The 11,563-nt window shown below is 69.3% G+C and carries 11 protein-coding genes; 6 read left to right on the forward strand and 5 right to left on the reverse strand.

All coding sequences use genetic code 11. The annotated features are described in order from the left end of the window. Nucleotides 1-57: 57 nt before the first annotated feature. The 3 genes from RISW2_RS06475 to RISW2_RS06485 all read right to left on the reverse strand — a co-directional run bounded on the left by RISW2_RS06475 (nucleotide 58) and on the right by RISW2_RS06485 (nucleotide 5,319). The gene (locus RISW2_RS06475; protein ID WP_043768198.1) at nucleotides 58-870 is read right to left on the reverse strand and encodes a glutamate racemase; all 813 of its coding nucleotides are present in this window, start codon (nucleotides 868-870) and stop codon (nucleotides 58-60) included. Between the two features lie 33 nt (nucleotides 871-903). After that, a complete protein-coding gene (locus tag RISW2_RS06480) occupies nucleotides 904-1,794 on the reverse strand; it encodes a lysophospholipid acyltransferase family protein (protein WP_043768200.1) in 891 nt (296 codons plus the stop codon). A 102-nt stretch (nucleotides 1,795-1,896) separates the two neighbouring features. Next, on the reverse strand, nucleotides 1,897-5,319 hold the full coding sequence (locus RISW2_RS06485) for an indolepyruvate ferredoxin oxidoreductase family protein (protein ID WP_043768201.1): 3,423 nt from the start codon (nucleotides 5,317-5,319) through the stop codon (nucleotides 1,897-1,899). A 187-nt stretch (nucleotides 5,320-5,506) separates the two neighbouring features. On the opposite strand from RISW2_RS06485, the gene RISW2_RS06490 reads away from it, so the two are divergent. Beyond that, nucleotides 5,507-6,412 (forward strand): LysR family transcriptional regulator, encoded by a 906-nt coding sequence (locus RISW2_RS06490; RefSeq protein WP_043768203.1) that lies wholly within the window; start codon nucleotides 5,507-5,509, stop codon nucleotides 6,410-6,412. A 223-nt stretch (nucleotides 6,413-6,635) separates the two neighbouring features. Here the strand turns inward: RISW2_RS06490 and RISW2_RS06495 are convergent, their stop codons facing one another. Continuing rightward, nucleotides 6,636-7,061, reverse strand: a complete 426-nt coding sequence (locus RISW2_RS06495) for a PaaI family thioesterase (protein ID WP_043768265.1) — start codon at nucleotides 7,059-7,061, stop codon at nucleotides 6,636-6,638. A gap of 73 nt (nucleotides 7,062-7,134) precedes the next feature. Between RISW2_RS06495 and RISW2_RS06500 the strand changes: the two genes are divergently transcribed. From RISW2_RS06500 to gluQRS, 4 genes are all read left to right on the forward strand, one after another. After that, nucleotides 7,135-7,920: an enoyl-CoA hydratase gene (locus tag RISW2_RS06500; RefSeq protein WP_043768204.1), complete on the forward strand. Its 786-nt coding sequence runs from the start codon at nucleotides 7,135-7,137 to the stop codon at nucleotides 7,918-7,920. Nucleotides 7,921-8,008: 88 nt separating this feature from the next. After that, nucleotides 8,009-9,370 carry a methylenetetrahydrofolate--tRNA-(uracil(54)-C(5))-methyltransferase (FADH(2)-oxidizing) TrmFO gene (gene trmFO, locus RISW2_RS06505; protein ID WP_043768206.1) on the forward strand — a complete coding sequence of 454 codons (1,362 nt, stop codon included), beginning with the start codon at nucleotides 8,009-8,011 and terminating at the stop codon, nucleotides 9,368-9,370. Between the two features lie 4 nt (nucleotides 9,371-9,374). Continuing rightward, on the forward strand, nucleotides 9,375-9,581 hold the full coding sequence (locus RISW2_RS06510; protein ID WP_043768208.1) for a hypothetical protein: 207 nt from the start codon (nucleotides 9,375-9,377) through the stop codon (nucleotides 9,579-9,581). 7 nt (nucleotides 9,582-9,588) lie between these two features. Next, the gene (gluQRS, locus tag RISW2_RS06515) at nucleotides 9,589-10,455 is read left to right on the forward strand and encodes a tRNA glutamyl-Q(34) synthetase GluQRS (protein ID WP_043768210.1); all 867 of its coding nucleotides are present in this window, start codon (nucleotides 9,589-9,591) and stop codon (nucleotides 10,453-10,455) included. Here gluQRS and hisI read toward each other — a convergent pair. Continuing rightward, the gene (gene hisI, locus RISW2_RS06520; RefSeq protein ID WP_043768211.1) at nucleotides 10,433-10,795 is read right to left on the reverse strand and encodes a phosphoribosyl-AMP cyclohydrolase; all 363 of its coding nucleotides are present in this window, start codon (nucleotides 10,793-10,795) and stop codon (nucleotides 10,433-10,435) included. The two genes, gluQRS and hisI, sit on opposite strands and share 23 nt — an antisense overlap. A 68-nt stretch (nucleotides 10,796-10,863) precedes the next feature. Here hisI and RISW2_RS06525 point away from each other — a divergent pair, with 68 nt between their 5' ends. Continuing rightward, nucleotides 10,864-11,316, forward strand: coding sequence for an iron-sulfur cluster assembly scaffold protein (locus RISW2_RS06525; RefSeq protein WP_043768213.1), 453 nt, complete (start codon nucleotides 10,864-10,866; stop codon nucleotides 11,314-11,316). Nucleotides 11,317-11,563 lie beyond the last annotated feature (247 nt).

The raw sequence follows: 11,563 nt of genomic DNA on the forward strand, positions 1-11,563 counted from the left end.
GTCTGTCTCCCTCGGGACGGGTCTTGTCTCTGGCGGGCGGCAGAAGCCGCCCGCGCCTCACGCGCTCTCGAACCGGATCTCGCGTCGGAGGAACTGGGTCGCCTGCCCGGACACCTTGCGCGGATCGCCCGTGGTCAGGAACCGCGCCGGCCGGTCCGCGCCGCGCATCTCCGGATGCCGCGCGAGATAGTCCGCAAGGCTCTCGGCCACCACCTCGGCCTGGCTGTAGACCTTGACCTCGGGGCCCAGCGCCGCGCGGAACTGGTCCTCGAGCAGCGGGTAATGCGTGCAGCCCAGCATCGCCGCGTCGGGATGCGGCATCTTGCGCTTCAGCGCCTCGACGTGGCTGCGCACCAGCGCCTCGGCGAGGATCATGTCGCCCTCCTCGATCGCGTCGACGAGCCCGCCGCAGGATTGCGCCTCGACGTCGACGCCCACCGCGCGAAAGCTCAGCTCGCGCTGGAACGCGCGGCTGCGCACCGTCGCCGGCGTGGCGAACAGCGCGACGCAGTTGACCGCCACCTCCCGCGGGGGCGAGTTGTCGCCCCAGCGCCGCTCGGTCAGCGCCTCGATCAGCGGCACGAAGACGCCCAGCACCCGCTTGCCCGGCGGCACCCAGCCTTCCTGCATGCGCCGCAGCGCCGCGGCGCTGGCGGTGTTGCACGCGAGGATGACGAGGTCGCAGCCCTCCTCGAACAGCCGCGACACGCCGGCCACGGTCAGGTCGTAGATGTCGTCGGCCTCGCGCACGCCGTATGGCGCGTTCGCGTTGTCGCCGAGATAGACGAAGGACACGTCGGGCAGCCGCCGCGCCACCCGGTCGAGCACGGTCAGTCCGCCGAGCCCCGAATCGAAGATCCCAACCGCCATGTCCCGTCCCCTCGGATGGGGCCGAGCGGCCCCTCAGACGCTCTGGTCGCGCCTGTGCTTCACCTCGAACTCGAAGCCCGCCTCGAGCGAGGCGAGCGGAGTCGGAGACAGTCCATACGTCGATTTCCGGAGGAACTCCATCAGGTCTCGCGCGTCGCGCGCCCGCGGGCCGATCTCGGCCGGCGGGATCGGCCGGCCGATCACCAGCCGCACCGGCTTGTCCACGCGCCGCCCGAACTCGCGGATCAGCAGCCCCATGCGCAGCGTGTAGTGCAGGTGGCTCGCCAGCTGGAACAGCCGCGAATTGTGGCCGTCGAAATAGATCGGCACCACGGTCGCGCCGGACTTCGCGATCATCCGGGCGGTGAAGCTGCGCCAGCCCGGGTCCATCGGCCGCGCGAAAGGGCGCAGCGCCGTCGAGACGGTGCCGCCCGGGAAGATCCCGATCGCCCCGCCCGCGCCGAGATAGCGCAGCGCCTCCTTGCGGGTCTCGAGGTTCTGCGCCACCGCTGCCTTGGTGTCGTCGAATGAGATCGGCAGGATCACCCGGTCGAGGTCCTGCGCCTTGCGGAACACGCTGTGGGCGAGGATGCGGAAATCGCCGCGGGCCACCGACATCAGGTGCCCCAGCATCAGCCCGTCGAGGATGCCGTAGGGATGGTTCGCCACCACCACGAGCGGCCCCTGCGCCGGGATGTCGGCCATGGCGCCGCCCACGACCTCGAGCCGGAGGCCGTAGCGCTCGACCATCACCTGCCAGAAATCCCGGCCCGCGCGCACCTCCTCCTCGTAGCCCTCCGCCCGCCGGATCAGGCCGATCCGCCCGGTGGCGTTCTCCATCAGCCGGATCAGGGCGCGGCCGCCCCGGGTCTGCGCGGAATAGGAATACGAGATGTCCCGGGCCACCTGACCTCGTTCGGGCATCGCGGCGGGCCTCCTCTGGCTCTTGCACGTCACGCAGGAATGCAACGGAAACATGACGGTATTGTAAAAATGGCCGCCCCGCGGCGTCCCGTCGCGCCGACGTTACTCCGCCGCCCGGGCGAGCGTCGCACCGCCGTCCCGCAGCGCCGCCAGAAGCTCTTCCCGGCGCTTCTCGGCCTTTGCGGCGTTCGCCATCTTCACCGGCCCGAAGCCCCGGATCGACAGCGGCAACTCGGCCAGCGCCACCAGCGCGTCCATGCGCGCCGGGTCCGCCTGCGGCAGCCATTCGCCCATGTCCGCCTCGTATTGCCGGATGAGCGCCCGCTCCATCCGCCGCTCCTCGGTGCGCCCGAAAGGGTCGAACCACGTCCCCCTGAGGGCCCTGAGCCGCGACAGCACCGCAAAGCCGCGCAGCATCCCCTCGCCGAAGCGCCGCTTGGCCGGCCGCCCGTCGGGCCCGGTCCGCGACAGCAGCGGTGGCGCGAGGTGAAAGGTCATGCGGAAATCGCCGCCGAACGCCTCTTCCGCCTTCCTTCGGGTCTCGAGATGCAGCCGCGCCACCTCGTATTCGTCCTTGTAGGACAGAAGCTTGTGGTAGCCCGTCGCGACCGCTTCGCGCAGCCGGGCATCCTCGACCCGGTCCACCAGCGCGCGGTAGCGCCGCGCCAGCCGGCGGCCCTGGTAGGCGGTCAGGTGTTCGGCGCGCCGCGCGATCCGCTCCTCGAGGCTCGCGGGTTTCGCCACCACGTTCGGAGCCGCGATCCGCCCCGCCTCGGCGGGATGGGTGACCGCCCAGCGGCCGATCTCGAAGGCGCGCTTGTTCGCCTCGACCGCTGCGCCGTTCAGGTCGATCGCCTGCATCAGCGCGTCGTGCGGCAGCGGCACGAGCCCCCGCTGCCACGCCGCGCCGAGGATCATGACGTTGGAGAAGATCGAATCGCCCATCGTCGCCCGCGCGAGCTCGGAGGCGTCGAAGAGGTCGAGCCGCTCCTGCATCCGCCGCTCGAGCGCCAGTCTCAGGCGGTCCGCCGGCAGCGCGAAATCGGGCTGACGGGTGAAGTCGCCGGTCACGATCTCGTGGCTGTTGACCACCGCGCCGGTCCGCCCCGGCCGCGTCAGCCCCAGCGTCTTGGCGCCCGCGCTCACCACGAGGTCGCCGCCGATCAGCGCGTCGGCCTCGCCGGTCGCCACGCGCACCGCGGTGATGTCCTCGGGCCGGCGGGCGAGCCGCAGGTGGATGTGCACCGCGCCGCCCTTCTGCGCGAGGCCCGCCATCTCCATCATGCCGGCCCCCATGCCCGCGATCTGCGCCGCCTGCGCCATCACCGCGCCCACGGTCACGACGCCGGTGCCGCCGACGCCGGTGACGACCACGTTCCACGTCCCCTCGATCCGGGGCAGGTCCGGCACCGGCAGGTCCGGCAGGTCGATCTCGGTCGTCGCGCCCGTGCGCACCCTGGCGCCCTCGAGGGTCACGAAGGACGGGCAGAACCCGTTCAGGCACGAGAAGTCCTTGTTGCACGCCGACTGGTCGATCGCGCGCTTGCGCCCGAACTCGGTCTCGGCGGGCACGATCGCCACGCAGTTCGACTGCACGCCGCAATCGCCGCACCCCTCGCAGACATCCGTGTTGATGAAGACCCGCGTGTCCGGGTCGGGAAACGCCCCGCGCTTGCGCCGGCGCCGCTTCTCGGCCGCGCAGGTCTGCACGTAGATGATGGCCGTCACGCCCGGGACCTCGCGCAGCGCCTTCTGGACATTGTCCAATTCGGCCCGTTCGTGCCAGCCCACGCCTTGCGGGAACAGCGACCGCTCGGGCTCCTCCTTGGCGTCGAAGACGACCTCGATCCGGCCCACGCCCATCGCCTGCAGCTCGCGGGCGATCCGGTCGGGGCTGAGGCCCCCCTCGTTCTTCTGCCCGCCGGTCATGGCGACCGCGTCGTTGTAGAGGATCTTGTAGGTGACGTTCGTGCCCGCCGCGAGCGCGGCCCGGATCGCCTGCACGCCCGAATGGTTGTAGGTCCCGTCGCCGAGGTTCTGGAACACGTGCGGGGTCTTCGAGAACGGCGCCTCGCCGATCCAGTTCGCGCCCTCGCCGCCCATGTGGGTGAAGCCGACGGTGTTGCGGTCCATCCACTGCACCATGTAGTGGCAGCCGATCCCCGCATAGCCGCGCGAGCCCTCGGGCACCTTGGTCGAGGTGTTGTGCGGGCAGCCCGCGCAGTAATAGGGCAGCCGCGCCGCGATCTCCTGCACTTTGTCCGCCTGCCGCGCCTCCGCGAGCCGCGCGAGCCCCGCCGTCACCCGGTCGGTGCCGCGCCCCTCCTCCACCAGGATGCCGCCCAGCTTTTCCGCGATCCACACGGGATCGAGCGCGCCGCGCGTCGGAAACAGCTCCTCGCGGTGCATGCCGCCCGCGCCGCCCTTGTACCAGCCGTAGACGCGCCGCCCCCGCCGGTCGTCGAAGATCGCCTCCTTGACCTGCACCTCGATCAGCTTGCGCTTTTCCTCGACGATCACGATGAGGTCGAGCCCCTCGGCCCAGTCGTGGAACCCCGTCATGTCCAGCGGAAACGTCTGCCCGATCTTGTAGGTGGTGATCCCGAGCCGCTCCGCCTCCGCCTCGTCGATGCCGAGAAGCGCCAGCGCGTGGCAGAGGTCGAGCCAGTTCTTGCCCGCCGCGACGAGACCGATCTGCGCCCCCGCCTTGCCCCAGACCCGCCGGTCCATGCCGTTCGCGTGGCTGAACGCCTCGGCCGCGTAGCGCTTGAAGTCGATCATGCGCGCTTCCTGCGCGTGCGGCGTGTCGCCCAGCCGGATGTTGAGCCCGCCCTCGGGCATCGCGAAATCGCCCGGCGCCACGAGCCGCAGGCGGTCCGGCCGTCCGTCAACCACCGCGGTCGCCTCGACCGTGTCCTTCATGGTCTTGAGGCCCACCCAGAGGCCCGAATAGCGCGACAGGGCGTAGCCGTAGATGCCGTAGTCGAGGATCTCCTGCACGCCCGCCGGGCTCACCACCGGCATGTAGGCATCGACCAGCGCCCATTCCGACTGGTGCAGCACGGTCGAGCTCTCGCCGGTGTGGTCGTCGCCCATGGCCATCAGCACCCCGCCATGGGGCGAGGTCCCGGCCATGTTGGCGTGCCGCATCACGTCGCCCGACCGGTCCACCCCCGGCCCCTTGCCGTACCAGAGCCCGAACACGCCGTCGTATTTCCCCGTCCCGCGCAGCTCGGCCTGCTGGCTGCCCCAGAGCTGGGTCGCCGCGAGATCCTCGTTCAGGCCCTCCCGGAACACCACGTCCGAGGCCGCGAGCAGCTTCTGCGCGCGCCGCATCTGCAGGTCGACCGCGCCCAGCGGCGATCCGCGATAGCCCGTCACGTAGCCGGCCGTGTTCAGCCCCGCGGCCACGTCCCGCGCCTTCTGCATCAGCATGAGGCGGACCAGCGCCTGCGTGCCGTTCAGCAGCACGCTGCCCTTGCCCAGGTCGAAACGGTCGTTCAGGGAAATGTCAGGCTTGCTCATCGTGCGCCTCCCGTCGCTCAATGACCCTGCAGGCGTTGTTGGCAAACCACGCCATGACGATCATTTTAGGTCAAATGCATTGACCCGCACAGACCAAATTCCCACCTTCGCTGCGCCGCAGCGCAAAACGACGCACACATGTTCATGATTCCCTGTAAGAAGGCCGGGGCCTCAGAAAGTTGATCCGATGGATTGGGACAAGCTCAGAATATTTCACGCCGTGGCGGATGCGGGGTCCCTGACCCATGCGGGCGACGCGCTGCACCTGTCGCAATCGGCGGTCTCCCGCCAGATCCGTGCGCTCGAGGAGAGCCTGAACACCACGCTGTTCCATCGCCACGCACGGGGACTGATTCTCACCGAGCAGGGCGAACTGCTGTTCGACGCCACCTCCGCCATGGTCAAGCGTATCGACGCCGCGACCGCGCGCATCCACGACAGCGAGGAGGAGGTGTTCGGCGAACTGCGCGTCACCACGACGACGGGTTTCGGCTCGCTCTGGCTCGCGCCGCGCCTCTCCAAGCTCTACGAGAAGTATCCCGAGCTCAACATCGAGCTCATGCTCGAGGAACGCGTGCTCGACCTGCCCATGCGCGAGGCCGACGTCGCCATCCGCATGAAGGAGCCGAGCCAGGCGGACCTCATCCGCAAGCGGCTCATGAACATCCGCATGCGGCTCTACGCCTCGCCGGGCTATCTGGAACGCTTCGGCACGCCCGAGCGGCTCGAGGATCTGAACAGCCACCGGCTGATCTGCCAGAACCCGCGCTCGGCGCAGGTGACGGCGGGCCTGCAGCTCGTGCAGCAGCTCATGACCCACGACATCCAGGCCATGCTCACGGTGAACAACTACTTCGGCGTGCTGCAGGCGGTGATCTCGAATCTCGGCATCGGCGTCCTGCCCGATTACATCATCGAGGACTTCCCCTCGGTCGTGCGCGTTCTTCCTGAGGTTGAATCGAACGAGGTTCCGGTCTTCCTCGCCTACCCCGAGGAACTGCGCCAGTCCAAGCGCATCGCCGCCTTCCGCGACTTTGTTCAGGAAGAGATCGTCGCGCACAGGATGCAGCGCAAGGCCATGGGCGCGGAATGACCGCCTGTGGCATGCACGTGACGCATAGCGGAAATGTGCCTGTGCGGGGCGGGATTTCCTTGATCGACTCGAAACCGCTGACTAATTGAACACATGAACGATGGGGCGCCCACCGGCGCATCATCTTCATACCTCCCTGTTGGACTTCGGCCGAGCTTTGTGCTCGGCCTTTTTTTTGGCACACCCGTTGCGGTTGCGCCGCTCCCGGCACGCGGGCGGCGCGTCAGCCCCGCTTCGGCGGCAGGGAATAGGTCAGGCTCGCCCGCGCCACCGGCTCCGGCATCCCCTCCGAGTAGAGCAGCACGTCGCATACAGACAGCGACCGGCCGAGCTTCAGCACGCGGCACTCCGCCAGCACGTCCGCGCCCGCCACGGGCTTGCGCATGAAGTCGATGGAGCAGTTCGTCGTCACCGCCAGCGCCTCGCGCCCGATCCGCGCCATGGTCGCCACGTAGGCCGCGACATCCGCCAGCCCGAACATCGCCGGCCCCGACACCGTGCTCCCCGGCCGCAGGTGCCGCTCGTGCGCGAAGAGCCGCATCACCAAGAGCTCCGCGTCCAGGCGGTCGATGCCGAACATCCCCTTCACCTGCGGGAACACCTCGTCGAGGAACCCCGCCATCTCCTCCGCACCGATCCGGATCGTCATCTCGCCCACCCTCGGCCCTTCCCCTCGCCGCCCTTTGGCGCCTAGGCTGGCCCGGCAAGGCGGGGAGGACAAGATGGCTCTGGTGGATGAGGCGCGCCGCGGCGCCGTGCTCGACCTGACGATGAACGCGCCCGAGCGGCTCAATGCGCTGTCGGACGAGATGATGGCGGCGCTGTCGGCCGCGCTCGACGCTGCCGCCGCCGACCCCTCTGTGAAGGTGGTGACGCTGGGCGGCGCCGGCCGCGCCTTCTGCGCGGGCCACGACCTGCGGCAGATGCAGGCGGCCCGGCAGGCCGAGGATGGCGGCGCCGCCGCCTTCGCCGACCTCTTCCGCCGCTGCACCGACCTCATGCTCAAGGTGCGCGATCTGCCCCAGCCGGTGATCGCCCGCGTGCACGGCATCGCCGCCGCCGCCGGCTGCCAGCTCGTCGCGACGTGCGACATGGCGGTCGCGGCAGAGGACACGCGCTTCGGCGTGAACGGGGTGAACATCGGCCTCTTCTGCTCGACCCCCATGGTGGCGCTCACCCGCAACGTCCCGCGCAAGCGCGCCTTCGAGATGCTCGTGACCGGCGCCTTCCTCGACGCGCCGCGCGCGGCCGAGATCGGCCTCGTCAACCGCGTCGTCCCCGCCGCGGCGCTCGCGGCCGAGACCGCCACCCTCGCCGACACCGTCGCCGAGAAGCTCGGCAGCGCCGTCCGCATCGGCAAGCGCGCCTTCTACGCCCAGGCCGAGTTGCCGCTCGAGGCCGCCTATGCCCATACCGGCGAGGTCATGGTGACCAACATGCTCGACGCCGACACCGCCGAGGGCATCGCCGCCTTCCTCGAGAAACGCGATCCCGACTGGCGGCAATGAGCCGCACCGGGCGCCATACCGGAGCCATACCCATGCCGGACGCACGCCGCCCCGTGACAACCGGGCCGCAAATGCCTATCTCGGCGCCATGACCGAAGAGCTTCACATCGTCGGCGGCGGCATGGCCGGTTCCGAGGCCGCGTGGCAGGCCGCCAATCGCGGCGTCCGCGTCGTGCTGCACGAGATGCGGCCGGGCCGCGGCACATTTGCGCACAAGACCGGCAACCTAGGCGAGATGGTGTGTTCCAACTCCTTCCGCTCGGACGACCACGAACAGAACGCCGTGGGCCTCCTGCACTGGGAGATGAAGGCAGCCGAAGGTCTCGTGATTTCAACCGCCTACAAGCGGAGATTGCCGGCCGGCGGCGCGCTGGCCGTCGATCGCGAGCCTTTCGCCGAAGACATCACCGCCGCGTTGACGTCGCACCCGAACATCCTGATATCGCACGAGGAAGTGACATCGCTGCCGGACCAGCACCAGTGGATTTTCGCCACCGGCCCGCTGACCTCCGACGCGCTGGGCCAGGCCATCGCGGCCGAGACCGGCACCGAGGCGCTCGCCTTCTTCGACGCCATCGCGCCCATCGTCCATGCCGACTCCATCGACATGTCGAAGGCGTGGATGCAGTCCCGCTACGACAAGGGCGAGACCGAGGAGGAACAGCGCGCCTACCTGAATTGTCCCATGGACAAAGACACTTACGAGGCGTTCATCGACGCGCTTCTGGCCGCCGACAAGACCGAGTTCCACGAAGGCGAGACCGCGGGCTACTTCGACGGCTGCCTGCCGATCGAGGTCATGGCCGAGCGCGGCCGCGAGACCCTGCGCCACGGGCCGATGAAGCCCGTGGGCCTCACGAACCCGCACCAGCCCGAGGTGAAAGCGCACGCTGTGGTTCAGCTCCGCCGGGACAACGCCTTGGGAACGCTCTACAATATCGTTGGCTTCCAGACCAAGATGAAGTACGGCGCGCAGACGCAGGTCCTGCGCATGATCCCCGGGCTCGAGAATGCCCGCTTCGCCCGGCTGGGTGGGATCCACCGCAACACCTTCCTCAACTCGCCCACGCTGCTCGACGCGTCCATGCGCCTGAAATCGCGGCCGAACATCCGCTTTGCCGGCCAGATCACCGGGGTCGAGGGCTATGTCGAATCTGCCGCCATGGGCCTCGTCGCGGGCCGCATGGCCGCGGCAGAGATCACCGGCGCGGCGTTGCCGCCCGTGCCGCAGGACAGCGCCCACGGCGCGCTCCACATCACCGGCGGCGCGGAGGCAAAGACGTTCCAGCCCATGAACGTCAATTTCGGCCTCTTCCGCCCGCTCGAGGAAAAGTTGCGCGGCGGCCGCCGCGGCCGGCGCGACCGCTACAAGGCCTATACCGACCGCGCCAAGGCGGCGTGGACGGATTGGCTTACCGACACCGCGCAAGCCGCGCAAGCAGCGGAGTAGGCTCATGAATTACGTCCTCGCCCTGTTCCTTCCGCCGCTGTCGATCCTGCTCACCGGCCGGATCCTGACGTCGATCGTGGTGTTCCTGATCTGGATTCCCGCGATCCTGTTCTCGGGCGGACTGACACATCCGATGTTCATCCTGCTGGCATGGATCCTGATCTACCAGGCGGGCGAGGAGCGCCGCGCGCGCCGGCTGCGCGACGACTGAAGCGCCCGTGCGCACCCGCTTCGCGCCCTCGCCGACCGGCCCCCTGCATCTCGGCCACGCGTTCTCCGCGCTGACCGCCTTCGACATGGCGGAAGCCGCAGGCGGAACGTTTCTTTTACGGATCGAGGATATCGATCGGTCGCGCGCCCGCCCGGAATGGGAAGCGCAGATCGAAACGGACCTCGCTTGGCTGGACATCCGCTGGCCCGGTCCCGTCCGGCGCCAGTCGGATCACCTGGACGCCTATCGCCGCGCCCTGCAGACCCTTTGGGATCGCGGGTTCCTCTACCCGTGTTCGTGCAGCCGGCGCGACATCCTGACCGCCCTCGACGCCCCGCAGGAGGGTGTGACCCACGGCCCCGACGGCCCCGTCTACCCGGGCACCTGCCGGCCTGCGGCGCCGCCCTCCGGCCCGCTGCCCGTCGACGCCGCCCTGCGGATCGACATGAGAAAAGCGGTGCAAGCCATTGATGGAAAATCGTTAGGCTTCACGGAGACCGGTCCTCGGCACGCGGGCACCGTGCACCTGTCGCCCGACCATCTGCTGACGCATGTGGGCGACGTCGTGCTGGCACGGCGCGACATGGGGACGTCCTACCACCTGTCCGTCTGCGTGGACGACGCCGCACAAGAGGTCACGCACGTGGTCCGCGGCGAGGACCTCTTCGACGCCACCGCGATTCACGTTCTGCTGCAAAGGCTTCTGGACCTTCCCTCACCCGTCTATCACCATCACCGCCTGATCCGCGACGCGGCCGGTCGCCGGCTCGCCAAGCGGGACGATGCACGCGCCATCGCCCGCTACCGGGAGGACGGCCTCACGTCCGGCGACCTGCGCGCGCGCCTCGGACTCAGCCGGGCTCCGGCGCCATGATCTCGACCTCGTGGCCGTCGCGCAACGCGGTGTAAAAGCAGCTGCGCCGGTTCGTGTGGCATGCGGGCCCGGTCTGCCGCACCAGCACGAGCAGCGCGTCGCGATCGCAGTCGACCCGCATCTCGACAAGCTCCTGCACGTGCCCCGAGCTTTCCCCCTTGACCCAGAAGCTCTGCCGCGAGCGCGACCAGTAGGTGACGCGGCCCGTCTCCAGCGTGCGCATCACCGCGTCCCGGGTCATCCACGCCATCATCAGCACGGTGCCGTCCGCGGCATCCTGCGCGATCGCCGGGATCAGCCCGTTCGCGTCATAGACCAAGGTCTGAGGATCGAACTGCATGGGCGATATTCCTTTTGCATCCGGAAAGCGGGTGCCTATCTAAGGGGGACCGGGCGAAAGGGAAAGCGATGTCGAGCGACAGCGACCTCATCAAACTCTATTCGCAGCGCATCCTCGCGCTTGCGGCGGACATCCCGAACACGGCGCGGCTCGACGCGCCGGACGCCACCGCACGCAAGCGCTCGCCGCTCTGCGGTTCGACGGTCACGGTCGACGTGCAGCTGCGCGACGGCCGCGTCTCGGCCTACGGCCAGGACGTGAAGGCCTGCGCGCTCGGCCAGGCGGCCGCGTCGGTGGTCGGGCGCAGCATCGTCGGCTGTCGCCCCGAGGAGGTTCGCGCGGCCCGCGATGCGCTGCGCGCGATGCTCAAGGACAACGGGCCGGTGCCGGCCGCGCCCTTCGACGGGCTCGAGGTGCTGCGCCCGGCGCAGGACTACAAGAACCGCCACGCGTCGATCCTGCTGGCGCTCGACGCCGCATCGGCCGCCCTCGACGAGGCCGAGGCGTCAGCGACGGCCTGACCGCAAGTCGTTGATCATGAAAAGAAAAAACCGCCGCGCTTCCAGTGGAAGGCGGCGGTGAGTGGCGCGTCTTGCGTGGGACCCGGAGCCCGAATGGGGAACGGGCGGGACAGGCATGTCGGCCGAAACGTGCATCCTTGGGGCGGAATGCGGTTCGCGGCTCCGGCGCAAGCGGCGCAGGCAGAAAGAGAAACCCTAGAGATGCAGTGCTGCGACCAGCAACACGGCCAGTGCGATCCCGCCGGCC

It is taken from the genome of Roseivivax isoporae LMG 25204 (assembly GCF_000521865.1).
In the GTDB taxonomy this organism is placed as follows: Bacteria; Pseudomonadota; Alphaproteobacteria; order Rhodobacterales; family Rhodobacteraceae; genus Roseivivax; species Roseivivax isoporae.